This window comes from Bacillus sp. FSL K6-1005 (assembly GCF_038000225.1).
GTDB lineage: Bacteria > Bacillota > Bacilli > Bacillales > Bacillaceae > Bacillus > Bacillus mojavensis.
Genome location: NZ_JBBOBP010000001.1, coordinates 2,423,547 through 2,447,037, shown reverse-complemented (window position 1 = coordinate 2,447,037; position 23,491 = coordinate 2,423,547). Strand labels below are relative to the sequence as shown.

General features: G+C 44.3%; 24 protein-coding genes. 10 read left to right on the top strand and 14 right to left on the bottom strand.

Annotated features, from left to right (window positions below; all coding sequences use genetic code 11):
* Positions 1–6: 6 nt before the first annotated feature.
* Genes crcB through NST16_RS12890 form a run of 3 tightly spaced genes read right to left on the bottom strand, consistent with a single transcriptional unit; the run spans position 7 to position 1,473 of the window.
* Complete coding sequence (crcB, locus tag NST16_RS12900; protein ID WP_010333558.1) at positions 7–363, bottom strand: fluoride efflux transporter CrcB; 357 nt, start codon at positions 361–363, stop codon at positions 7–9.
* Positions 363–755: a fluoride efflux transporter FluC gene (locus tag NST16_RS12895; protein WP_326217153.1), complete on the bottom strand. Its 393-nt coding sequence runs from the start codon at positions 753–755 to the stop codon at positions 363–365. Before NST16_RS12895 ends, crcB begins: the two co-directional genes overlap by 1 nt.
* Complete coding sequence (locus tag NST16_RS12890; protein ID WP_326192519.1) at positions 748–1,473, bottom strand: glycerophosphodiester phosphodiesterase; 726 nt, start codon at positions 1,471–1,473, stop codon at positions 748–750. The genes NST16_RS12895 and NST16_RS12890 overlap by 8 nt, the downstream gene beginning before the upstream one ends.
* 233 nt (positions 1,474–1,706) lie before the next feature.
* Between NST16_RS12890 and NST16_RS12885 the strand changes: the two genes are divergently transcribed.
* From NST16_RS12885 to NST16_RS12875, 3 genes are all read left to right on the top strand, one after another.
* Complete coding sequence (locus NST16_RS12885; protein WP_024120747.1) at positions 1,707–1,814, top strand: YhdX family protein; 108 nt, start codon at positions 1,707–1,709, stop codon at positions 1,812–1,814.
* Between the two features lie 150 nt (positions 1,815–1,964).
* The gene (mscY, locus tag NST16_RS12880; RefSeq protein ID WP_010333561.1) at positions 1,965–3,080 is read left to right on the top strand and encodes a small-conductance mechanosensitive channel protein MscY; all 1,116 of its coding nucleotides are present in this window, start codon (positions 1,965–1,967) and stop codon (positions 3,078–3,080) included.
* 82 nt (positions 3,081–3,162) lie between these two features.
* Entirely contained in the window at positions 3,163–3,906 is a 744-nt protein-coding gene (locus NST16_RS12875; protein WP_268446626.1) for an NAD-dependent protein deacylase, read from the top strand.
* Positions 3,907–3,931: 25 nt separating this feature from the next.
* Here the strand turns inward: NST16_RS12875 and NST16_RS12870 are convergent, their stop codons facing one another.
* A complete protein-coding gene (locus NST16_RS12870; RefSeq protein ID WP_340887120.1) occupies positions 3,932–4,780 on the bottom strand; it encodes a polysaccharide deacetylase family protein in 849 nt (282 codons plus the stop codon).
* A 282-nt stretch (positions 4,781–5,062) separates the two neighbouring features.
* Between NST16_RS12870 and dat the strand changes: the two genes are divergently transcribed.
* Positions 5,063–5,914, top strand: coding sequence for a D-amino-acid transaminase (dat, locus tag NST16_RS12865; protein WP_340887118.1), 852 nt, complete (start codon positions 5,063–5,065; stop codon positions 5,912–5,914).
* Positions 5,915–5,951: 37 nt separating this feature from the next.
* Here the strand turns inward: dat and nhaC are convergent, their stop codons facing one another.
* Together nhaC and NST16_RS12855 are read right to left on the bottom strand one after the other, a co-directional pair.
* Positions 5,952–7,313, bottom strand: coding sequence for a Na+/H+ antiporter NhaC (nhaC, locus tag NST16_RS12860; protein ID WP_340887115.1), 1,362 nt, complete (start codon positions 7,311–7,313; stop codon positions 5,952–5,954).
* A 125-nt stretch (positions 7,314–7,438) separates the two neighbouring features.
* Positions 7,439–7,939 carry a universal stress protein gene (locus NST16_RS12855; RefSeq protein ID WP_010333566.1) on the bottom strand — a complete coding sequence of 167 codons (501 nt, stop codon included), beginning with the start codon at positions 7,937–7,939 and terminating at the stop codon, positions 7,439–7,441.
* Between the two features lie 444 nt (positions 7,940–8,383).
* Between NST16_RS12855 and NST16_RS12850 the strand changes: the two genes are divergently transcribed.
* On the top strand, positions 8,384–10,141 hold the full coding sequence (locus NST16_RS12850; RefSeq protein ID WP_268504789.1) for an ABC transporter ATP-binding protein: 1,758 nt from the start codon (positions 8,384–8,386) through the stop codon (positions 10,139–10,141).
* Positions 10,138–12,159 (top strand): ABC transporter ATP-binding protein, encoded by a 2,022-nt coding sequence (locus NST16_RS12845; RefSeq protein WP_340887113.1) that lies wholly within the window; start codon positions 10,138–10,140, stop codon positions 12,157–12,159. Before NST16_RS12850 ends, NST16_RS12845 begins: the two co-directional genes overlap by 4 nt.
* Before the next feature lie 45 nt (positions 12,160–12,204).
* Here NST16_RS12845 and NST16_RS12840 read toward each other — a convergent pair whose 3' ends face one another.
* The 6 genes from NST16_RS12840 to NST16_RS12815 form a co-directional block, all read right to left on the bottom strand.
* Positions 12,205–12,825: an NAD(P)-dependent oxidoreductase gene (locus NST16_RS12840; protein ID WP_340887111.1), complete on the bottom strand. Its 621-nt coding sequence runs from the start codon at positions 12,823–12,825 to the stop codon at positions 12,205–12,207.
* A gap of 37 nt (positions 12,826–12,862) precedes the next feature.
* Positions 12,863–12,988, bottom strand: coding sequence for a hypothetical protein (locus NST16_RS12835; RefSeq protein ID WP_081720765.1), 126 nt, complete (start codon positions 12,986–12,988; stop codon positions 12,863–12,865).
* Between the two features lie 106 nt (positions 12,989–13,094).
* Positions 13,095–13,298, bottom strand: coding sequence for a beta type acid-soluble spore protein SspB (sspB, locus tag NST16_RS12830; RefSeq protein ID WP_010333571.1), 204 nt, complete (start codon positions 13,296–13,298; stop codon positions 13,095–13,097).
* A 211-nt stretch (positions 13,299–13,509) separates the two neighbouring features.
* Positions 13,510–13,719 (bottom strand): YheE family protein, encoded by a 210-nt coding sequence (locus NST16_RS12825; protein WP_268446638.1) that lies wholly within the window; start codon positions 13,717–13,719, stop codon positions 13,510–13,512.
* Positions 13,720–13,878: 159 nt separating this feature from the next.
* The gene (locus tag NST16_RS12820; protein ID WP_340887107.1) at positions 13,879–15,240 is read right to left on the bottom strand and encodes a YheC/YheD family endospore coat-associated protein; all 1,362 of its coding nucleotides are present in this window, start codon (positions 15,238–15,240) and stop codon (positions 13,879–13,881) included.
* Positions 15,230–16,321 (bottom strand): YheC/YheD family endospore coat-associated protein, encoded by a 1,092-nt coding sequence (locus NST16_RS12815; protein ID WP_268446644.1) that lies wholly within the window; start codon positions 16,319–16,321, stop codon positions 15,230–15,232. The genes NST16_RS12820 and NST16_RS12815 overlap by 11 nt, the downstream gene beginning before the upstream one ends.
* 262 nt (positions 16,322–16,583) lie before the next feature.
* On the opposite strand from NST16_RS12815, the gene NST16_RS12810 reads away from it, so the two are divergent.
* Positions 16,584–17,717, top strand: a complete 1,134-nt coding sequence (locus NST16_RS12810; RefSeq protein WP_340887104.1) for a DUF445 domain-containing protein — start codon at positions 16,584–16,586, stop codon at positions 17,715–17,717.
* Between the two features lie 92 nt (positions 17,718–17,809).
* Positions 17,810–18,163, top strand: coding sequence for a YlbF family regulator (locus NST16_RS12805; RefSeq protein ID WP_010333576.1), 354 nt, complete (start codon positions 17,810–17,812; stop codon positions 18,161–18,163).
* A gap of 44 nt (positions 18,164–18,207) precedes the next feature.
* On the opposite strand, the gene NST16_RS12800 is transcribed toward NST16_RS12805, so the two are convergent.
* A complete protein-coding gene (locus NST16_RS12800) occupies positions 18,208–19,281 on the bottom strand; it encodes a DNA alkylation repair protein (protein ID WP_268470923.1) in 1,074 nt (357 codons plus the stop codon).
* 486 nt (positions 19,282–19,767) lie between these two features.
* Here NST16_RS12800 and NST16_RS12795 point away from each other — a divergent pair, with 486 nt between their 5' ends.
* Both NST16_RS12795 and NST16_RS12790 read left to right on the top strand, forming a co-directional pair.
* Positions 19,768–20,634 carry a Cof-type HAD-IIB family hydrolase gene (locus NST16_RS12795; protein WP_010333578.1) on the top strand — a complete coding sequence of 289 codons (867 nt, stop codon included), beginning with the start codon at positions 19,768–19,770 and terminating at the stop codon, positions 20,632–20,634.
* A gap of 111 nt (positions 20,635–20,745) precedes the next feature.
* Entirely contained in the window at positions 20,746–22,251 is a 1,506-nt protein-coding gene (locus NST16_RS12790; protein ID WP_168747319.1) for a coproporphyrinogen III oxidase, read from the top strand.
* Between the two features lie 18 nt (positions 22,252–22,269).
* On the opposite strand, the gene khtU is transcribed toward NST16_RS12790, so the two are convergent.
* Complete coding sequence (gene khtU, locus NST16_RS12785) at positions 22,270–23,490, bottom strand: K(+)/H(+) antiporter subunit KhtU (protein WP_010333580.1); 1,221 nt, start codon at positions 23,488–23,490, stop codon at positions 22,270–22,272.
* Position 23,491: the final 1 nt, after the last annotated feature.

Here is a 23,491-nt window from a genome sequence, read left to right as displayed (position 1 = left end):
GTTTTTTTATGTCAGCAGCATCCAGCCGCACCAAAATGCCAAAAGGGACCCGCAAAGCGTTACACCGATGTATAGGATGCTTTCCTTTACACGCTTGGCCAGCAAGAGCTGAACACTTTCAACGCTGAAAGTGGAAAATGTGGTAAAGGCGCCAAAAAAGCCGGTGCCGATGATGAGTGCTGCAGATGAATTTGTCACATGAAGCCCTGTAAAAAGCCCAAGACCGAGGGCACCCAGTATATTAACGGTCAATATGCCGACTGGAAAACGAAGGCTTTGCGTTTTAGATGTTATGATGTTGCCAAGCCAAAAACGCAGCACAGCACCGAGTCCTCCCGCTGCGAAAATACCAGCCAGTGTCATCATTGCTTCCGCTCCTTTCCGATTTGAAATTGGGCTATTCGCCGTCCTGCCAAAACGCCGAAGAGCGCAAGCCCGATTCCTGATATGAATGAGACCGCCATATACAAAACAGCTAATGACGAATGCGATTGCAACAGCATGACCGTTTCCTTAGAAAACGTTGACATGGTTGTAAAGCCTCCGCAAAAACCGGTGCCTAAAAAAGCCGATAGCAAAGGCCGTTTCGCCCTAATCATAAAAAAACCGGTCAGAATGCCTAAAAGAAGGCTGCCTGCCGCGTTCTCCAGCCAAGTTGCAGCCGGGAATATATTATTGTTTATGCCGATGTTACATCCGTATCGGAGACAAGCGCCAAGGGCGCCTCCAATAAAAACAGCACTATATTTATTCATGTTTTCCATCCTTTAATACGTAGTCCGGGTAGTCTGTGACAATCCCATCGACGCCCATGGCCTGCAGTTTGGCTGCTGTTTTCTGATGCTTTACTGTCCATGCAAACACTTTTAATCCATTTTTATGGGCGGAAGCGATCATGAGACGATTGAGACGTGTGTATTTGATATTGACATAATTTGCGAAAGCTTTGCAGGCTTTCAACTGATTTCTGGACAGCATGCCAAAATTCGGTCTTGTAATAACGGCTGTCGGAATCGATGGATAAAGCTCGCGGAACCTTTGGATGGAACGGAAACCAAAGGATTGAACAATATTGTTAATAGAAAAAGAAAATTGTCCTAACAGCTGTCCCACTTCTTCTTCAATCCCGATTTGCGAAGGGTGACCCTTTAGTTCAATTAAAAGGCCGATTTTTTTGTGGTAGCGCTTGAGCACCGCCTCCAGAGTTGGGATTTTTTCTCCTTGAAAAGCGGGGCCGTACCAGCTTCCTGCATCAAGTGCCTGCAGCTCCTTCAGTGTAAAATCCTTAACAAAGCCTGAGCCGTTTGTTGTCCGGTCCACTCTGTCATCGTGTATAACGACAATCTGCCTGTCTTTTGTAAGCTGGACATCCAGCTCAATCATATCTGCATTCATTTCTGCCGCGAGATCAAATGCAGCAATTGTATTTTCGGGAGCGTAGCCGGATGCTCCGCGGTGGGCAATGGTGTACAAGCTTGTCAGCTCCTCATATGGGCATTTCTGTTATTGTATCAAATCCATATATGCGCCGCGATACCAACTTGTGATTTTTTTCTGTCATAGTTGAATAGTCCAGGCTGACCGCAACGTATAACTGAAATAGGAACACCCATCGTATCCAAGCATACTTCTACAGAAAAATAGTGCTTTCGACATATTCACAAAATATTCTGTTACTTTATAATAGCAAAAAAGGAGGCGAGATCATGGGAAAAGGGAGAATCAGAGTGGAGGAAAGAATTAAGGCCGAAACAGATGTTGAAATGCAAAAAGCAACTCTCCTTGATCAGACACAAACGAAAAAAAGTAAGTGACTGTCCCTATTGAATCTGGCTGAATGGTTAAAATGAGAAATTGCCCCGGCGCTCCGCCGGGGTTTTGTATGTTATAAAGACATTTAGAGGAGCATTTTGCCGAATGTTTTAGTATAATAAACATTCGATTGGGATAGAGGGGAGACTGCCATGCTAGATTATCTGCAGCAATATTTCACGCTTGATAAAATCATTCAAACCGGCATCAGTTTGGCAATTTTGCTGTTGTTTCTTATACTAAGAAAATTGTTTACAAGATATCTCTTTAATTTGCTTTTTAATATGACAAACAAACCGAAAACTGAAATTTTTAAACAGGTGGTTGTGGCATTCGATAAGCCTGCCAGATGGTTTTTTGTTGCCTTAGGGCTGTTTTTGGCGATCCGTTATTCACCGTTTTTAGATGAGCAGATGCCGCTGATCAGCAAAATATATCGCTCGCTGATTGTAGCGCTGTTGTGCTGGGGGCTTTGTAATTTGACTGCTACATCATCTTTTATTTTTCATAAAGTGAATCAGCGCTTCGAACTGGATATGGATGACATTCTGGCGCCGTTTTTGTCTAAACTGCTCCGTTTTGTCATTATAGCGCTCAGTGTGAGCGTGATCGCCCAGGAATTTAATTATGACGTCAATGGGTTTGTGGCTGGTCTTGGGCTTGGCGGATTGGCTTTTGCGCTAGCTGCGAAAGACACGATCAGCAATTTCTTTGGCGGGATCATCATTATCACTGAAAAACCGTTTACAATCGGTGATTGGGTGGAAACGGCAACAGTGACGGGATCTGTAGAGGATATTACCTTCAGAAGCACAAGATTCAGAACAGCGCAGGGTGCGCTAGTAACGGTGCCAAATTCCACGCTGTCGATGGAAGCCATCACGAACTGGACGAGAATGACCAAGCGCCAGATTACGTTTTCCATTCATGTATCCTACGCTACGCCGATTGAGAACCTTGAACGCTCTATTCGTTCTCTCAGAACAATGCTCTTGGAGCATGAGGGCGTTCATAATGAAACGATCATGGTCAATTTTGATACGTTTGCCGACAGCTATTACAATTTATTTTTCAACTTCTATACAAAAACAACGGTTTGGGCTGAAAACCTCGATATTAGAGAGGACATCAACTATAAAATCATTGAAATCCTTGGCGCAGAGGGTGTCGAGTTTGCATATCCCGGCCAAATGGTTGTTGTAAAGCAAAAGCACCAAAACGATCCGTTTCAAGTGAATCTAAATAAAGAGGAAAAGGAACGGGCATAAAAAAGAAAGACTTCGTCTGCAAAGAGGCGAAGTCTTTTTTATGGTAAAATAAGAGAAAACATGACTGTAAGGCGGTGTTGAATTGGAAGCATTCAGAAACATGCTGAATGAAGCACAGCGAATTGTCGTGCTGACCGGAGCGGGAATGAGCACAGAATCAGGCATACCCGATTTCCGCTCAGCCGGCGGCATCTGGACTGAGGATGCCTCAAGGATGGAGGCGATGAGCCTCGATTATTTTTTAAGCCAACCGCGTCTGTTTTGGCCTAAGTTCAAAGAATTGTTTCAAATGAAGATGAGCGGGAGCTATGAACCGAATGAAGGGCATTTGCTTTTGGCTGAACTGGAGAAACAAGGGAAACAGGTGGATATATTCACACAAAACATTGACGGCCTTCATAGAAAAGCCGGCAGCAGACATGTATACGAATTGCATGGCTCTATCCAAACAGCGAGCTGTCTCTCATGCGGCGCCCGATATGATCTCCCTCATTTGCTGAAGCATGATGTGCCGGAGTGTACTGCGGTCGGACATGACGGTGAGGTGTGCGGAACAGTATTAAAAACCGATGTCGTTCTGTTTGGCGATGCCGTTTTGCATTTTGACACGCTTTATGAAAAGCTGGATAAAGCCGACCTTTTATTAGTAATCGGCACGTCTCTTGAAGTTGCTCCCGCCAGATTTGTGCCTGAGGATGCAAGCCGGATTCCAGGCATTAATAAAGCTATTATTAACCTGGAGCCGACGTACTGCGACAGTTTGTTTGATTTCGTCATCCATCAAAAAATCGGAGAGTTTGCCCGGAGCTTGGGCATAAAAAAGTGAGGCCACAGATAAGCGCCTCACTTTTTTATTCGTGAACAGGAACCATTGTGTCTTTTAACACACCGAAGGAATAGCCCTTTTCTTTCAGTTTATGGATGAGCACCGGCAGTGCGTTTACTGTAGCAGGAAGATCGTGCATGAGAATCACATACGGCCGATTTGAATGGCTGTGTTCCATATTGTCAAGCTGCTGCAGTACTTCCGCTACGTATGTTGAGTTGCGGTATTTCCAATCCATGCTGTCAATCGTCCAATCCCAGTATACAAAACCGTCTTTTTCTAGATTGCGAATTTGTGAATCTGTAAGAGACGGCTTGCTCCCGTAGGGCGTTCTGACGAGATCGGTGCGATAGCCTGTAATGCTTTCCAGTGTGTCACGCGCCTGCTGCATTTCTTTTAGCGGCGATGTCGGCGTTTGATAAAACAATTTGTTATTATGCGTGACTCCGTGTAAGCCGAGTGCATGCCCTTCATTTTTGGCCCTTTTAACCGCGTGTTTGAATTCATTCATTCGCGGTGACAGCATAAAAAATGTCGCTTTTACATCGGCGCTTTTCAGTACGTCCAGCAAGCGGTTTGTATAGGCTGATGGGCCATCATCGAATGTTAAGTAAACCGTTTTGTCTCCCATATTCTGTTCGGTCTGCAAATGTTTTATCAGCAGGCCTGGGGAGTCGTCTTTCAGCTTCAGGCTTTCCTTCTCATCACGAAGCTGGCTGTTTGTTGTGACAGTGATTTCTTTTGCTTTCGAGGAGCTGTTGGAATAACCTAAAATCACCATAAGCAAAAGCAGCACACATAAAACTGCTAAACTTGCAAATTTAAAAGCAAGCGAAACTGCAGAAGGAGAAGCGTCTCCTCTCGTTTGTCGCATATCAATCTCTCCAGTGGCATAAAATCTCTACATACCGCTGTATTGGCAGCTCTGAAGGTGCCATTGTTTACAACCTATGTATTACGAGTCAAGTATACAGGAATAAAACTGGAAAGAACATAGAAAAAATGTCGAAATGTCAGATTTTAAGGAAAAAATAATCTCCTTCCCAGCTATCGAGCTCTTGATTTTTCTGTTTTTCAGCTGGTTTGATATGGTAGAATGAGTGACAATGACAGCTTGATTAGACATCATGATAAATACGAAAAAGGGAGGGCTTATATGAAGATTTTAGTTAATGGCCAGCTGGTGGAGCGGAACGAGGCATCCATTGATGTGGAAGATCGCGGTTATCAGTTTGGAGACGGAATCTACGAGGTTATCAGGGTGTATAAAGGAATATTATTCGGCTTACGCGAGCATGCGGAGCGTTTATTCAGAAGCGCGGCTGAGATCGGAATTTCACTGCCGTTCAGTTTAGAAGATTTAGAGTGGGACCTGCAAAAGCTTGTGCAGGAAAATGCGGTCAGCGACGGAGCGGTTTACATTCAAACCACCAGAGGGGTTGCTCCGCGAAAACACCAATATGAAGCGGGGCTTGAGCCGCAGACGACTGTCTATACATTTTCTGTTAAAAAGCCGGAACAGGAGCAGGCATATGGCGTTTCTGCCATCACGGATGAGGATCTTCGCTGGCTGAGATGCGATATTAAAAGTCTGAATTTACTGTATAATGTGATGGCAAAACAGAAAGCTTATGAAGCGGGAGCATTTGAAGGCATTTTAATAAGAGACGGAATTGTTACAGAAGGTACATCTTCTAATGTTTATGCCGTTTTAAACGGTACGGTGCGGACGCATCCGGCTAACCGAATGATTCTCAATGGGATTACACGAAAGAATATTTTGGATCTCATTGTAAAGAACGGCATAGAGCTTGATGAGAAGCCCGTTACTGAGGAAGAGCTGAGACAGGCGGACGAAATCTTTATTTCTTCCACGACGGCAGAAATTATTCCGGTTGTGACGCTTGATGGAAAATCAGTTGGAAGCGGAGTGCCCGGACCGGTGACAAAACAGCTGCAGGCGGCTTTTCAAGAATGCATTCAGCAGGCAGCCCGCGTATCATTTTAATGATAAAAAAGAGCCCGCTTTGCAAGCGGCGCTCTTTTTATTTTTTTACATATCCAACTAAAATCGAGATCATCGGGGATATATATAGGAAGAATGCAAATGGGATATAATCAATGACGGGAACACCAAGCGCGGTTGCCATAAAAGCCCCGCTGACGCCCCAAGGGATCAATGGATTAATCAAGGTTCCGCCGTCCTCTAATGATCTTGATAAAAACTTCCGCTGAATGTTTTGTTTGTCATATAAAGACTTAAAAGATTGTCCTGGAATTAATATAGATAAGTACTGTTCGCCTGTTGCAAGATTGACACCGATACTTGAGCAGACAGTTGCTGCAATGAGACTGCCCTTTGAACGGGTTCCTTTCATCACACCCTCCAATAGTGCGGAGATCAGGCCGATTTTCTCCATTAAACCGCCGAGTGCAAAAGCGATCATAATAAGAGAAACTGAGCCCATCATGGATTGCAGTCCGCCTCTGTTGATGATTTTAGCGGCTGCCTCATTGTCAGTTTCGAACATGGTGCCATTTTGCAGGGCTGACATAAAAGCCTGAATGCTGCTGTCGGGAACGAAAATGGCTGTCAAAATTCCCGAGGAAATAATACCGGCAGTCAGAACGGGAATAACGGACACGCGCTTAATCGCCAGCAAAACAACTAAGAGCGGAGAAAGAAGCGCCCACGGTGTGACATTTGCCGCATCTTTTATTCCGGCAATAACGTGTGCAATATCATCTGTTGAAGCAGCGTCCGCTGAGACTGATAAACCAAGAAAGTAAAAAAGGACAACAGTGATCAGCAAGGCGGGAATGGTTGTGCCCATCATGTGGCGAATGTGTTCAAAGATCGATATTTCGCCTATACCCGCAGCAAAATTTGTTGTATCCGACATCGGTGACATTTTATCACCAAAGCAGGCTCCGCAAATGACTGCCCCTGCCGTCCATTCGAGCGGAACGCCTGCCGCGCTTGCCACGCCGATCAGTGCCACGCCAATTGTACTTACTGTTGTCAGGCTTGAGCCGACAAGTGTGCTGATGATCATGCAGGAAAACAAAGCAGTCAAAAGAAGGTGGCTCGGTTCAATAAAGGACAATGCATAAACAGTAACGGACGGTATGGCGCCGCTGTACATCCAAGCGCCGATTAAGATACCGATCAGCGCCAGAACGATAATCGGCTGTACACCGTTTTTAATCCCGCTAACAATTCCTTTTTCAAGGCTGTTCCAGGAAAAACCGTACCATAAACCGGCTGCTGAAAGCAGGACAACGCATAGGAACAGCGGGATATGCGGTTCTGTATGAAGAAAAAATAAGCAGGAGATAATGACTCCTAACATGAATATAAATAAACCGACGGCTAACGGAAACGTCAGCTTTTTTTGAGAATCCAAAACAACACCCCATCATTTTCTTTAATGCTTTTGTGCTTTTGGGCACGAAAGCATTATATCAGAAAAAAACGAAAATCCGTGTTTTTTCACAATTATGAATTTAAAAAAGCGAGCACGTGGCGTGCTCACTTTACGATCAGAACCGGTATGTCTGATTTCGCCGAAAGCTTTTCACTTACACTTCCAAACAAAAGCTTCTTCAGTCTGTTTTGGTCTCTGCTTCCGGTTACAATCAGATCGGCTGAAACCCGGTTGGCATGCTCGATAATTGATTCAGCCGGGTCACCTTCTAATATATCGATATCTCCCTCTGTCAGCTGATCATTCAGCATCATTCTGGCTTCGGCGATGACTTCTTCCGTACGGTCTTCATAAATCATTGGCTCCGGTGGCGCAACATCTGATATCAGCGGATCAGGAACACTTGTCATGCCTCCGCCAATATAGCTTGCCCCTGCTGCGGGCCTCGGCGGGTCGATGATGGTCTGGTTGTCTTTCATATCATGTGAATGGGCGACTGTAATGGCTGCATTTACCGTTTTCGCAAGATCAATGGCTGTCTGAAGCGCTTTCTTACTGTTTTCACTTCCGTCAAACGCAACAATAATACGGTCAGCATGAAACATCATTCTCACCCTTTCAAAAACGTCGTACAATACAATACCCGAAATAAAATCTATTTAATCTTTTTCTCGGTAGTAATGATTGACAAAAAAAGGTTTTGTTTATATTATGAAAAAAGAGTGAAAAATCAGAATGAATGGAGGGTTTGCTATGCCAAGGAATGATATGTCTTACAGAACAGTTTCATATTGGCGCGGCAAACCCTTATTCTGTTTTTTTGATTTGGGTTAATCCGCGCGCCGAAAAGCGCTCTGTACATCATAATCGATAACAAAAGGCATGGAGCTGACGCTTCATGCCTTTTTTATATACAAAATATTAAGAAAGACAGGTGTATCGGATGTGAAGACAAATACAGAGGCAAGGATTGGTTATGACAAACTGAACGAAAAGAGCTGCAAGGAAAAAATAGAAGGCGGCTGACGAGATAAAGGAGATGGGGATAGATGTTTTCAGTATTGAAAAAGCTGGGCTGGTTTTTTAAAGCCTACTGGCTGCGCTATACGATTGCGATTGTGCTTTTATTATGTGTAAATGTACTTGAGATGTTTCCGCCTAAACTGTTGGGGAACGCTATCGACGATATGAAATCGGGGGAGTTTACCTCAGGCGGGCTGCTGTTTTATGTCAGCGTATTTTTAGGTTTGACGGCGGTGGTGTATATCATGTCTTATTTTTGGATGCACCAGCTGTTCGGAGGAGCGAATGTGATGGAGAAAATTCTCCGCTCTAAGCTGATGGGTCATTTGCTGAAAATGGCGCCTCCGTTTTATGAAAAATACAGAACAGGAGATTTAATGGCGCGGGGGACAAATGATCTCCAGGCTGTCAGTTTAACGACGGGGTTTGGCATTTTGACATTAGTCGACTCCACGATGTTTATGATGACGATTTTTTTGACGATGGGATTTTTGATCAGCTGGAAGCTGACGCTTGCAGCCATACTACCGCTTCCCATTATGGCTGTTGCGATCAGCATATACGGTAGTAAAATTCATGAAAGGTTTACAGAGGCACAACATTCATTCGGAGCGCTGAATGACAGGGTGCTCGAATCGGTCTCGGGTGTGAGAGTGATTCGCGCTTATGTGCAGGAAACGAATGATGAACGCCGTTTTAATGAAATGACGGCCGACGTGTACCGGAAGAATATGAAGGTAGCCTTTATCGATTCTCTGTTTGAGCCGACTGTTAAGCTGCTTGTCGGCGCCAGCTATCTAATTGGGCTGGGGTATGGAGCGTTTCTTGTTTTCCGCAATGAGCTGACGCTGGGTGAGCTTGTTTCCTTTAATGTCTATTTGGGCATGATGATTTGGCCGATGTTTGCGATCGGTGAATTAATTAATGTGATGCAGCGCGGCAACGCGTCCTTAGATCGGGTAAATGAAACCCTTTCTTATGAACCGGACGTGACAGATCCCAAGCGGCCGTCTGATCTAAAAGAGCCTGGAGACATCGTTTTCAGCCATGTCAGCTTTACATATCCAAGCTCAACAAATGTAAATATTCAGGATATTTCTTTTACCGTGCGAAAAGGGCAGACTGTCGGGATTGCCGGTAAAACTGGGAGCGGGAAAACGACGATCATTAAGCAGCTTTTGCGCCAGTATCCAGCCGGTGAAGGGAGCATTACATGTTCAGGTGTGCCGATTGAGCAGATTCCTCTTGATCGGCTCCGCGGGTGGATTGGATATGTGCCGCAGGATCATTTACTGTTTTCCCGGTCTGTAAAAGAAAACATCTTGTACGGAAAGCTTGACGCAAGTGATGCTGAGGTAAAGAAGGCTGTTTCAGAAGCTCATTTTGAAAAAGACTTGCAAATGCTTCCGGCCGGTCTGGAGACAATGGTGGGTGAAAAAGGTGTCGCACTCTCTGGAGGGCAAAAACAAAGAATTTCAATCGCGAGGGCGCTGATGGCGAATCCGGAGATTTTAATCCTGGATGATTCTCTTTCCGCTGTAGATGCGAAAACAGAGGCGGCCATTATCAGCAACATCAGGAAAAACCGCCAAGAGAAAACGACATTTATTCTGACGCACCGTTTATCCGCTGTGGAGCATGCCGATCTCATCCTTGTGATGGACGGCGGCGTGATTTCTGAGAGAGGCACACATCAAGAGCTGATGGCCAATAACGGATGGTATCGGGAACAATACGAAAGGCAGCAGCTGTTCACTGCGGAAGAAGGGGGAGCAGGGGCATGAAGACAGGAAAAACCTTATGGAGATACGCACTCCTATATAAAAAATTGCTCATCACTGCCGTCCTGTTGCTTGCGATTGCAGTCGGGGCAGAGCTGACCGGACCGTTTATCGGCAAAAAAATGATTGACGACCACATTCTCGGCATTGAAAAAACATGGTATGAGGTCTCAGAAAAAGATAAAAATGCAGTTGAATTTAACGGCACATCCTACGTCAGGGAGGACCGGATGCAGGGATCGGCTGCTAAAGAGAAAGAAGTGCATATTTATCAAGTGGGAATGGCGTTTTACTTCGTTGATCAGGCTGTCAGCTTTGACGGGAACAGAACGGTTTCTGACGGAAAGCTGACGATCACTAACGGAAACGAAAGCCAGACGTATCCTGCTGAACAGCTGACAAAGCAGGAGATTTTTCAGTTCTATAAGCCGGAAATGAAGGGGATGACGTTTCTCATTTTTCTGTATGCCGGTTTGCTTGTCTTCTCGGTATTTTTCCAATATGGTCAGCATTATTTATTGCAGATGAGTGCCAACCGCATTATTCAAAAGATGAGACAGGATGTGTTTTCCCGCATTCAGAAACTGCCGATCCGTTATTTTGATAATCTTCCCGCGGGCAAAGTAGTCGCAAGAATTACAAATGATACCGAGGCAATCAGAGATTTATATGTGACAGTGCTATCGACGTTTGTGACAAGCGGCATATATATGATCGGGATATTTACGGCGTTGTTCCTGCTGGATGTAAAGCTCGCGTTTTTATGCTTGGCGATTGTGCCGATCATCTGGCTGTGGTCGATTATCTACCGGAAATACGCTTCCTATTATAATCATCAAATCCGTTCGATCAATAGTGACATTAATGCAAAAATGAATGAGTCCATTCAAGGGATGCCGATCATTCAAGCTTTTCGCCATCAAAAAGAAACAATGAGAGAGTTTGAAGAATTAAATGAATCTCATTATTACTATCAGAACAGGATGCTGAATTTAAACTCTTTAATGTCACACAACCTTGTGAATGTGATCCGCAACCTTGCGTTTGTTTGTCTGATCTGGCATTTTGGCGGCGCAAGCCTAAACGCGGCAGGAATTGTTTCTATCGGTGTGCTGTACGCGTTTGTGGATTACTTAAACCGCTTATTCCAGCCGATTACAGGTATCGTCAATCAGTTTTCTAAACTGGAACTGGCGCGGGTGTCCGCCGGGCGTGTTTTTGAACTGCTTGAAGAAAAGGAAACGGAAGAAGCGGGTGAACCGGCGAAGGAGCGCGCGCTGGGGCGGGTTGAATTTCGAGACGTATCATTTGCTTACCAAGAAGGAGAAAATGTTTTGAAACAAATCTCCTTTACAGCACAACAAAGCGAAACTGTAGCGCTTGTCGGCCATACCGGATCAGGCAAGAGCTCGATTTTGAATATCCTCTTCCGCTTTTATGATGCGCAAAAAGGGGATGTGCTCATCGATGGGAGAAGCATTTACAGCATGTCAAGGCAGGAACTTAGATCCCATATGGGAATTGTGCTTCAGGACCCTTATTTATTTTCAGGAACAATCGGTTCGAACGTTAGTCTGGAGGATGAAAGAATTTCAGAAGAAGACATCATAGAAGCACTGCGGCAAGTCGGGGCTGAGTCGCTTCTTGAAAAGCTTCCGAAAGGCATCAGCGAACCTGTCATTGAAAAAGGCAGCACGCTATCATCGGGAGAGCGGCAGCTTATTTCCTTTGCAAGAGCTCTGGCGTACGATCCCGCCATTTTGATTTTGGATGAAGCAACAGCGCATATTGATACTGAGACAGAGGCTCTGATCCAGAAGGCGCTGGATGTAGTGAAACAAGGGCGCACGACATTTGTCATTGCCCACCGGCTTTCAACCATCAGAAACGCGGATCAAATTTTAGTGCTTGAAAAAGGAGAAATTGTTGAGAAAGGGAATCATGAGGAACTAATGAAATTAAAAGGGCAATATTATCAAATGTATAAGCTGCAAAAAGGGCAGAAGCATTCCATTGCATAGCTTTCAAAAACCCAAGACATCCAATGTTTTGGGTTTTTGTACGCATTAATAAGCCAGTCCTGCCCGGCAGCCGATATAGTTTCCTGTAAGAAGCTCGTGATACAGAAAAGCCGCTGTGTCGCCGACAGTGATCATTTTGCCTTCTACCGGCAAGACGTTGCGTTCTGCACGGTATTCACCTGCTGCTTCTCCGTCGGGAAGATATGTGGGGCAGATAATGGTCCAGTCTAAGGACGAAGCTTTGAGCATTTCATATACCTTTGCATGCTCCTTGGCAGCACGGGTCAGTTTTCGTTTTGATTCATTTGTTTCAAATCGATATTTTCCTGGTTCAATCCGTGAATTAAGAATGCCCGCGGTGCCAATCGTTATGACCCGTTGGATATGCTGTTCCTGCATAATGGCAAGAATATGTGTCATGGCAGCTGACAACGTATCATCACCATCTGTACCGAGACAGCTGATGACGATTTGAGCATCTTTCATGATTTCTTTCACATGTTCCCGGCAGCGAGCATTCCCGATAACGATCCGTTCTTTCGGCAGGCCAAGTTTATTATTTGGTGACCTGAGCAAGGCGTAAATATCAAGTTGTTCATCGGTCCCTGCCAATTTTAAAAAGGCTTGTCCGACCCGGCCGCTTGCCCCAAATAAAGCAATTTTCATGAAAAACCCTCCTCGCCCCCATTATAAAAGGATGTACTCAGTTTGAACAGCGTGGGAAAGAATACCTGTACAAGAATGCAGAACGATGGGAAACATATTCGTTAATCATGGATATACTTACGAACTGCACCAGCTCCCAATTCACAATCGCGATGAATGGCACCCTGGTTCCCTCCCTTTTTTTCTAGGATATGTGGAGTAGGAAAAAAGGGTGACAAATATAAAGAAGGCGCGGAAACCGCGCCTTCTGTCAGCCATTTATTGAATTGTTATTGTACGCGGCCGCCCATGTTCTGCTGAGCGAAAGATACTAAACGTTTTGTGATTTCTCCTCCGACAGAACCGTTAGCGCGGGAAGTCGTATCCGCTCCAAGGTTAACGCCGAATTCAGAAGCGATCTCAAGTTTCATTTGGTCGATAGCCTGAGCTGCGCCAGGTACTAGCAATTGATTTGAAGAGTTTTGGTTAGCCATGTGTAAAATCTCCTTTTTTATTTGATATGGTTGGGTTAACTGGAGTTGCACCAGTCTGTGGACCCGACTCGGGTGTCACTGCCGTCTCGGCGTAACCCAATGCTTTGCCGGCTTGTTACTACGTATTATGTTAGATTTGACTGAAACTCATGCGGGCATTTTAGTGGTAAATCTTGAGAAACATAAAAAAAGCTTAGCCGTTCAGGCTAAGCTAATCGTAAATATGAAAAAGCATCAATTCATGTACCTCGTTTTTGAGTGCAGGCTCATCAGCATGGGCGGGATACAAACCTCCCCATTCAATCTCGCCGTTTTTATGATAGATGCCTTCATAATGCGTGCCTTTATAGTAAAACGAAATGGTCCATCCGGGCAGTTTTTCTTTTTGAAATAAAGGTTTCCAGCTGAAATGAGAAATCATCAGGGGCCACGCTCCTTGAAGTTGATATCAATTGACATGGATACGGACGAATTATATTCATTGTATCATTGTTGCAAAACATCATTGAAGGGACTTTATGATGTAACTTGTCCCAGCGATGAATAAACTTCAAGCCCGCTTTTACATAAAGCGGGCAGATTAGGATGGCCACAGCGATTCATGGGAGGTAATCGCCATCTTCGAAAGATATGACGCATATTCAAAGCTTCTTCGTTTTGTCAAAGAATCGACAGACTGCAGATTCGGATGAGAAAAAATACTGCGTCCCGGACGTGAATTCGCTTCAAACATCCATACCTTACCGTTTTGATCAATGCCAAAATCAAAACCAATCTCGCCAACGAACCCATCGATATGGTCATGAAGCACTTGGCTGGCGGTCAGCGCCGCCGCAGAAAGCTTTTTAATGACATGTATTCGTTCCGTCGGATCATCGTATACTTCGGCCAGTGTTTTCACTTCCCCGCCATTGGATAGGTGTGTTGTAATGCTGTTTTCTCCTGAAATTTTTACTGCGATGGCAGTCACAGTCCATTTCCCTTTCCCGTTTTTATTTGTATGAACGCGGAAATCGGCTGGTTTTCCCTCAAATTCAATTAAATGTACCCCTTGCTGAACGAGAAAGACAGCGGGATCATGCTGTTTTTGAAATTCATCCAAAAATGCGGAAGCATCGGGATAGTCGATTGAAGAAAAAGATTTAGCATCATTCGTATGTTTCACAGTCAAACCGGATTCCGTTTTGGCGAGCTGATAAATCCCGGTGCCGAGTGCTCCGTCCGCCGGTTTTATATAAACCTTGCCGAATGAATCACTCAGCTCTTCAATCTGCTCAACAGTGGGATGAAGGATTGATTTTGGTAAAAAAGGAGCCGTTCTTGGGTCTTTTTCCAGCAATTGATGAACATCCCATTTGTTGAAAAATGTTTTGTTGAACCATGGAATTTGATATTCATTGATCAGCCGGTTTTTGGTATTCTGCAAGACAATTGAATTCTCGATTTTTCTGTTTGGCAAACGGTCATACACGACGTTCGGCAGCGGGACAATGTGTTTCTCCCAGCCGTTTTCCCTGTATAGAAGCGCTTCAATCGTTCCTTCCTGCCAATTGATTTGGTGCGCGCCAAACACGAAGCAATAGCTTCCTGTTTGTTCATGTAAAGTGAGCAGTTTAGAAAAAAAGAGAGATCGATCCTTAAAAGGGCGCTCAAGTGAGGCGGTAAACCCCGCGGTGAAGATGCCGATTAACGGACCAATGTGCACCGAATGATCATGAATGAGAATATCAGCCCGGCTGCGGTGCGGTATCAACAGTTCGTGAAACAAATTTTCAGAGAGGAGCACTGTCTGTTCGAGATTTCGTCTGAAAGTAACATGGCATCTGACAACCTTCGTTCCAAATGAGGCAGACAAAAGGCCGTCTTGCTTCATTGCGGAGGGCAGAAACATAGTATTTTCACTGTTTTTGTCTATGCCGATCAAAAACCGTTTACGATTCACGCGGAAGGACTCCTTTCTGGTTTTGCAGCGAAAATAGATATTTGCACCGCTTAAGAGGACAAGTAAATAGATGTTCTTTTTTCTCAGGGGAAACATGAAGTATTGATTTTCTGCCTGGTTTAGAATTGATATCCAGGATCCAGATTCTCCCGTCCTTCGCAAGGCATATATCCAGACCAAGTTCAAATAACGGCCCGTATCGCTCATCCAGATAATAAGGAACCGATTGGGTAATCGAGAATACGTCATCCAGTAGAACTACCTGCTGTTTTTTCGGAATATTTTCAAACCATGTATCAAATGTAAGCGTATCCGATCCGCCTGATAAATTGGCCAGCAGCCCATTTTTGTATCCGCGTCTCACTGCCTTTCCAACGGTATGCCATTCACCGTCCTCATTTTTTTGCATAAACAGCCGGATATCACACGGGTATTGCTCCTTATCTTGGATATTTAAATAAGGCTGTATCAAATATTGGTGCTGCAGCACTTTTTTGCACCAGGTTTTAAAAGAAGCTTGGTTAGAAAAGGATTTTGTCTGTTTATCCTTTCCGATATGGTAGGTGGCGGTTATGTTTTTTTTGCCAAACTCCAGAAGTATCACGCCTCTGCCGCCAGCACCGAACGCCGGCTTTAAAATACAGGCTTTTTCTTTCAATAAATACGAATGGATTTGTTCAAATCGGCTCACCTTCATGGTTTCTGGAATGTAAGGATTGATCACAGAATGCTCCTGCAAATCTTGAAGCACCGTCCATTTATCAGGAAGACCCCGCCCGATAAATTCGGTTTTCGGATATTTTTTGAGCCATTCAACGATCGGCTTTGCTTTTTGGGATTGTGAATCCTTCCCATAAAAACAGCGGTCATAAATATAATCGGGAATCGCAAGTTCTGTTTCGTTCCAATTGCTGCTCGCTGGGTGATAAACGAGCGCTTTGACACGCAGGGTGTCGGGCAAAATGTCAAACGGTGTAAAGCGGATCAAACGTATGCCGAATTCGGGCGCTCTTACGGCCAATTCTGCGGAAAAATCCTGCTCATGCTGGCGGGTTAAGGACATAAAACCGAGTGTTATCATGGTGAGACTCCCCCTTTTATTAAAAAGCTGCCGGCGGGTGTCAGCAGCTTAACGCTTCAAAAAACATCAGGAACACAGCTGTCGGTAGTCTACTTTACAGATTACGATTCAGCATCTTGCCCTATTCCTGTTAAACAAGCTGATTTTATGGCACTGTGTTTTGTCTCCTTGTTTGCTAAGTGATCACACCAACCTCTATAATACAAATAGGTCATTCTATTTATGAAAAAGTAAAAGCACAGATGGAGGCAGATGAGCAGGAATGGGTATTGCAGGAACATTTATATTTATGATCGTGATCGGCGCAGTTATCGGCGCGGTGACCAATCATTTAGCAATTCAAATGCTATTTAGGCCGTATAAGGCATATTATTTGTTTGGAAAACGAGTCCCTTTTACTCCGGGATTGATTCCAAGAAGACGTGATGAGCTTGCGAAACAAATGGGGCTGATGGTGGTAAACCACTTATTAACACCTGAGGGTATTAAAAAGCGGCTTGTCTCAGATTCAGCCAAAAAGCAGGCGCTGCAAGTCGGAGAACAGATGATTCAGAACCTGTCGTTATCTGAAATGACAGTAAAAGCAGCGCTTGAAAAAATCGGAGTAAAGCATCCGGGTGAAGCGGCAGATGCCTGGATCAGCCGCTGGACGGATGATAAATTGAATGAACTATTCCGCCGATATGAGCATCAAACGTTAAAAGAAGCACTGCCATTGGAAGTGCAGGAAAAGCTTGAAGAGAAGATACCGATGATTTCAGGCTATATTTTATCGCGAAGCATTCGTTATTTTGAAAGTGAAGAAGGAAAAATCCGTCTCGGCAATATGATTGATGACTTCTTAAAAGAACGCGGTATGCTTGGAAGTATGGTGCAAATGTTTCTCGGTAATTCAAGCCTTGCTGATCGCGTGCTGCCGGAGCTTCTGAAGTTTTTGCGGAATGAGGAAACGAATAAGCTGCTTTCTGATCTTCTGAAAAACGAATGGGGCAAGCTGAAGGAGTATACATTTAATGAAGCGGACGAAAAATGGAACGCAAAAGTATTAATCTTTAGCCTGAAGCGAAGAGTGCTGCAAGCATTTTCAACTGCTCCATTTTTTGGAAATACGATTGGCTCGCTTACTGCCCGTTATAAAGATGATCTGAGCCATCGTGTCCTGCCGGCGCTTTTAGACAAATTGCTTGAGGGGATTTCAACCAATCTCGAACGTGTATTAAAACGAATGCGCCTTGAGGAAATTGTAAAGGAGCAGGTGGATCAGTTCCCGGTACAGCGTCTTGAAGAAATGGTGCTGTCGATTTCGAAAAAAGAATTTAAAATGATAACCTATTTGGGCGGCCTTCTCGGCGGAATCATAGGTGCGATTCAAGCTTTGTTTGTCATCCTTTTTTAAGAAGAAACGGGTTTCGATTAATGAAAGGAGCTCCATAGTCTGTTATAGTGGAGGGGTATGTCAATTGGCAATGATGAAAGGAGCTATGTACAATGGCTGTTAATTTTTATGATGTAGCGTATGATCTGGAAAATGCATTGCGCGGGAGCGAAGAGTTTACCCGTTTAAAAAACCTGTATGATGAAGTAAACGCAGACGAGTCTGCGAAACGGATGTTCGAAAACTTCCGTGATGTGCAGCTGAGACTCCAGCAAAAACAAATGGCTGGAGAAGAAATTACAGAAGACGAAGTGCAGCAGGCTCAAAAAACTGTTGCGCTTGTGCAGCAGCACGAAAAAATCTCTCAGCTGATGGAAGCGGAGCAGCGTATGAGTATGCTGATCGGCGAATTAAACAAAATCATTATGAAGCCTTTAGAAGAGCTTTACGGCAGTGTCGAAGGCTAATCTATCAAAATCCCTTCTGGATAAGAAGGGATTTTTTTATTCGTTCAGCAAATTTGAAAATCCAGCGACTTTTTGACCTCTCCATTAATGATCACTGATAATGTGTGAATTCCTTTGTAATGTTTTCTTGTAGATAAATCCTTAAATGATTGCGTTTTGGTATATGATTTTGTTTCGTTTTTTCCTATATTCGTTTCTGTTATTTTAAATACCTTTCGATGACGCTGGCCTCTGGCTTTTACGTAATCAATGGCGTACTCAATTCTTACTTTTTGATCCCTGTTTGAATGAATGTGAAAAGTAAACTTGAGGGTTTCACCAATAGAAATACGGCTGGACTCGCACGTTAAATCCTGCAGTTGAATCGAATCAGCATCATGATAGCCAAAAAGTGATAAAGCCTGTTTATCGCCCTTTTTTAACAAGGTCCGGTAAGCGTGTTTGATGATCCAGTCTGTATGAGGATGTGTTCCATACCATTGTTCAGCGACTTTTTTCAGCAAGTGAGGATGTGTTTTTGATATATCATTAAGGTTGTTGGCCACACTTTTTCTCACATACAAAGACTCGTCCTGCATCAGCTGCTCAAGGATCGGCAGCACGGGTGAGGGGTCCAATTTTAAAGCGGGTATCGATTTTCCCCATGGAAGGCGGGGCCTGCTTCCTTCACTCGCAAGTCTTCTCACGTGCTCATTTTCATGCTTAGACCATATCAGCAATTGCGCAATCATTTTTTCCTGATCTAAAAGCAAAAAAGGCCTCACAGCAAATTCTGAAGTAGAATAATGCGTAAAGTATTCTAACGCCTTCATTGAATCATCCCAATGCTCTAATCCGTACTGTTCCACATAGTCAGGAAAAATGATTCCGCTGAGTCCCTTAAAATGAGGAGCTGCATCCCATAATACTGCAAGCGCTTCACCGTAATGTTTCGGCAGTGTTTCGTATAAAGCAACGGTAATGCGGCGCATGCGTTCTTTTAAAGCGAGCGCAGGCCATTCTTCCTGCATTAAGAGTTCCTCGAATCTGTCTTTGTTGAACGCTGGATAGGTTTCTTTTACAGTATCTATTAATTGAGAGATCAGTTCTTGATTATAAATTTCTTTTAAACCAGTCATCGGACCACCGCTTTTCAGTTTATTGTTTCTATTATATGCGAATATATGTTCTTGTTCAAGTAATGATATCCAATAATTAACATTCTACGCTACCTTAGTTACACAGATATTGGTTACTTTTTTTAGTTAAAAAAACCCTTGTCTTCTGCAGAGAAAACTGCGATAATAACATTGAAAGCGCCTACACTTACCTATTTCAAATGGATACGGTCGCATATCATGCCGTTATATAGAGGGGATAAGCAACAGAGAGTAAGTGTTCGGAGCGCATCATTGGTCAAATAAGGGGTTCCTAATACATGATTTTTCGTAAATCGAAATAACGATATTAGGGAGAATGGCTGCTTCGATCGTATCCTATCATGTTTGCATAAATAAAGCCTGCTGAGTCAGGCTTTTTTTGCTGTACAGAAAAGGTTGTTCTAAACACAGAGACAGGGTCATATCCTATACACAAGTACAGTCATCAAGGAGGGGGACATCTCTGTGTCAAAACAATTGCTTGCCTTAAACATAGATGGAGCGCTGCTTCGATCGAACGGGAAAATTCATCAGGCGACGAAAGATGCGATTGAATATGTTAAGAAAAAAGGGATTTACGTCACACTTGTCACCAACCGCCATTTTCGCTCAGCTCAGAAAATAGCAAAATCGCTGAAGCTTGATGCAAAGCTGATCACCCACAGCGGCGCCTATATCGCTGAGAAAATAGACGCGCCTTTTTTTGAAAAAAGAATTTCTGACGACCATACTTTTAATATCGTTCAAGTGCTTGAGAGCTATCAATGCAACATCAGGCTTCTTCACGAGAAATATTCGATTGGAAACAAGAAAAAGGTCAATTCAAATTTGCTTGGGAAAGCGCTGATCCACCCGTCAGATCCCATCTTTTACCCGGTTCAGTTTGTTGAATCGTTAAGCGATCTTCTGATGGATGAACCGGTTAGTGCGCCCGTCATCGAAGTGTATACAGAACACGATATTCAGCAAGACATTACAGAAACGATCACAAAAGCCTTCCCGGCGGTTGACGTGATTCGCGTAAACGATGAGAAAATGAACATTGTTCCAAAGGGAGTTTCGAAGGAAGCGGGCCTTGCACTTGTCGCTTCGGAACTGGGACTGGCGATGGAGGATGTAGTCGCTATCGGCCATCAGCAAGACGATCTTCCGATGATTGAGCTTGCCGGCCTTGGGGTAGCAATGGGGAACGCTGCACCGGAAATTAAGAGAAAGGCCGATTGGGTCACGAGGTCAAATGACGAGCAAGGCGTCGCATATATGATGAAGGAATATTTCCGTATGCAGCAGCGAAAAGGGTTCCTCGATAAGTTCCACATGAAACGCGTATAAAAAAGCCGCTCGCGCCCAGACAGGTGCGGCGGCTTTTTTGCCGGATTGATTTTAGCTACTTATTTCTGTACACTTAAGAAAGTTTTGAATCTGATAAATTAGGTGATGAAGTTGCAAATGAAAATAGAAGGCATACACGATGACCGCCTTCATCGGCCACTGCAGAATATCGCAAATTTGTTTTATGAGGAATGCGATCTTGTCTACGGCGGAGAGGAGCCGGCGGATCTTGTCATCTCTTTAGCGTGCACGCAAACGGATGAGCATGTGACGGTTTCAGGAGAAGTGAAAGGAACCGGAATTAAGGAACACCATACGAAATCTTTTTCTCCTGATATGAATGAAAAAGAAGCTTTCAAACAAGTGAAAAACACAATTTCTTATGTTTACTTAAATCTTCTTCAAGCGCATACGGGCATGACGCAAAAGTGGGGAATCCTCACAGGAATCCGCCCGACGAAGCTGCTTCATAAAAAGCTGCAAAGCGGGATGCCGAAGGAACAGGCGCATGCAGAATTGAAAAAAGACTATTTAATTCATGATGAGAAAATCGAATTGATGCAGCAAATTGTCGACCGGCAGCTGGCGGCGGTGCCTGATTTGTATCAAGTAAAAGAAGAAGTCAGTATTTATATCGGTATTCCTTTCTGCCCGACCAAATGTGCGTATTGCACCTTCCCTGCATACGCCATCCAAGGACAAGCAGGCAGAGTCGGCTCATTTTTGTGGGGGCTGCATTACGAAATGCAGAAAATCGGCGAATGGCTGAAGGAGCATGACGTCAAGGTCACAACCATTTATTTTGGCGGCGGGACGCCTACCAGCATTACAGCGGAAGAGATGGATCTTCTGTATGAAGAAATGGTCCGCTCCTTCCCAGATGTGAAGAACATACGGGAAATTACTGTGGAAGCCGGACGCCCCGACACGATTACTGAAGAAAAACTTGCCGTGTTGAACAAATATGATATTGACCGGATCAGCATTAACCCGCAATCCTATGAAAACGAAACACTCAAGGCGATCGGCCGTCATCATACGGTGGAAGAGACCATTGAAAAATATCATCTGTCACGCCGGCACGGCATGAATAATATCAATATGGATTTAATTATCGGATTGCCTGGCGAAGGCGTGAAGGAGTTCAGACACAGCCTTTCAGAAACCGGGAAACTGATGCCGGAATCGCTGACTGTTCACACCCTTTCCTTTAAGCGGGCGTCAGAAATGACAAGAAATAAACATAAATACAAAGTTGCCGGGAGAGAAGAGGTTTCTCAAATGATGGATGATGCGGTAGCTTGGACGAAAGAGCATGGATACGTGCCTTATTATTTATACCGCCAGAAAAATATTCTTGGAAATCTGGAAAACGTCGGGTATTCGATTCCGGGCCAGGAAAGCATCTACAACATTATGATTATGGAAGAAGTGCAGACGATTATCGGCATCGGCTGCGGTGCGGCAAGTAAATTTATTGATCTGGATACAGGGAAAATCACACACTTTGCCAATCCGAAAGACCCGAAATCATACAATGACCGATTTGAGCACTACACGGACGAAAAGATCAAATATTTAGAGCAGATTTTTGAGAGAACGACAAAGCAGCACTGATCACAGTGCTGCTTTTTTTTATCCCCGCTGTTTTTTCACAGGCTGAACGTCCGGCTTCCATTTAAACACCTTGTTCAGCTGGCGGTAAATCCATTTTGATTCTTTTGTTAATAATGGCCCCAAAATCGCCAGAATAAGGACATATAGTGCGGCGAATGGCTTTAATGTGGCTGACAGGCCGCCGGCTATGCCGAGATTGGCGACGATAATCGAAAACTCTCCCCGTGATACGATCGTAAGACCGATATTGGATGAGGCTTTATGAGAAAGCCCTGCGCGGCGTCCCGCCACCATTCCGGCGATAAAGTTTCCGAATATGGTCAGGATCACAGCTCCCAATGCCAGCCAAACCGCTTCACCAAGTGAAAAAGGGTCTATGCTGAGGCCGAAGCTGAAGAAGAACATCGCGCCGAAAAAGTCGCGAAACGGAACGACAAGGTGCTCAATCCGATCGGAATGCTCTGTTTCTGAAAAGACCAAACCGAGCAGCAGCGCGCCGATGGCTTCTGCCACATGAATTGTCTCTGAAAACCCGGCGATGAAAAAGAGCGCTGCAAAGATGACGATAATAAACACTTCATTCGAGCGAATGTCCAACAGCTTATTCAAAAGCGGCGGGAGCTTTCTGGCTGCGATAAAAAACAGCAGCATATAGCCAAATGCGATCAGAATGGACAAAAGCGCACTCCCGACTGATGTCGCGTCTCCAAGCACAAGGCCGGAAACTACAGACAAATACACGGCAAGGAAAATATCCTCAAACATAATAATGCCGAGAATCAGTTCGGTTTCCGGGTTGGCCGTTCTTTTTAAATCGACCAGCACTTTTGCGACGATCGCGCTCGAAGAAATGGTGATGACGCCTGCCAGCACGAGGACTTCCAGGAAAGAAAACCCGGTGATAAAGCCATAAAGCAGTCCAAGGCTGAAGTTAATCAAGATATAAATTGATCCGCCAATTGCGATGGATTTTCCAGACTTGATCAGCTTTCCGACAGAGAATTCAAGTCCGAGATAGAAAAGGAGGAAAAGCACGCCCATCCGCCCGAAAAACTCAATGATTTCACTGCTCTCTATAAACGTGAGGTCAATAATCCCGACTTTAGGGGCATGAGGGCCTAGCAGCATCCCTAAAATAATGAGAAACGGGATAATTGAAAACTTAATTTTATTTGCGATGACACTGGCAATCGCCACAAGCACAAGCGCGGTTCCGACTTCAAACACAAGATGATCCATC

Bases quoted from the DNA above. Each gene is read 5' to 3' on its own strand.
- crcB (WP_010333558.1), bottom strand. From the start codon at position 363: ATGACACTGGCTGGTATTTTCGCAGCGGGAGGACTCGGTGCTGTGCTG.
- NST16_RS12895 (WP_326217153.1), bottom strand. From the start codon at position 755: ATGAATAAATATAGTGCTGTTTTTATTGGAGGCGCCCTTGGCGCTTGT.
- NST16_RS12885 (WP_024120747.1), top strand. From the start codon at position 1,707: ATGGGAAAAGGGAGAATCAGAGTGGAGGAAAGAATTAAGGCCGAAACA.
- mscY (WP_010333561.1), top strand. From the start codon at position 1,965: ATGCTAGATTATCTGCAGCAATATTTCACGCTTGATAAAATCATTCAA.
- NST16_RS12870 (WP_340887120.1), bottom strand. From the start codon at position 4,780: ATGCGACAAACGAGAGGAGACGCTTCTCCTTCTGCAGTTTCGCTTGCT.
- dat (WP_340887118.1), top strand. From the start codon at position 5,063: ATGAAGATTTTAGTTAATGGCCAGCTGGTGGAGCGGAACGAGGCATCC.
- NST16_RS12855 (WP_010333566.1), bottom strand. From the start codon at position 7,939: ATGTTTCATGCTGACCGTATTATTGTTGCGTTTGACGGAAGTGAAAAC.
- NST16_RS12850 (WP_268504789.1), top strand. From the start codon at position 8,384: ATGTTTTCAGTATTGAAAAAGCTGGGCTGGTTTTTTAAAGCCTACTGG.
- NST16_RS12845 (WP_340887113.1), top strand. From the start codon at position 10,138: ATGAAGACAGGAAAAACCTTATGGAGATACGCACTCCTATATAAAAAA.
- NST16_RS12840 (WP_340887111.1), bottom strand. From the start codon at position 12,825: ATGAAAATTGCTTTATTTGGGGCAAGCGGCCGGGTCGGACAAGCCTTT.
- sspB (WP_010333571.1), bottom strand. From the start codon at position 13,298: ATGGCTAACCAAAACTCTTCAAATCAATTGCTAGTACCTGGCGCAGCT.
- NST16_RS12825 (WP_268446638.1), bottom strand. From the start codon at position 13,719: ATGATTTCTCATTTCAGCTGGAAACCTTTATTTCAAAAAGAAAAACTG.
- NST16_RS12815 (WP_268446644.1), bottom strand. From the start codon at position 16,321: ATGATAACACTCGGTTTTATGTCCTTAACCCGCCAGCATGAGCAGGAT.
- NST16_RS12810 (WP_340887104.1), top strand. From the start codon at position 16,584: ATGGGTATTGCAGGAACATTTATATTTATGATCGTGATCGGCGCAGTT.
- NST16_RS12805 (WP_010333576.1), top strand. From the start codon at position 17,810: ATGGCTGTTAATTTTTATGATGTAGCGTATGATCTGGAAAATGCATTG.
- NST16_RS12800 (WP_268470923.1), bottom strand. From the start codon at position 19,281: ATGACTGGTTTAAAAGAAATTTATAATCAAGAACTGATCTCTCAATTA.
- khtU (WP_010333580.1), bottom strand. From the start codon at position 23,490: ATGGATCATCTTGTGTTTGAAGTCGGAACCGCGCTTGTGCTTGTGGCG.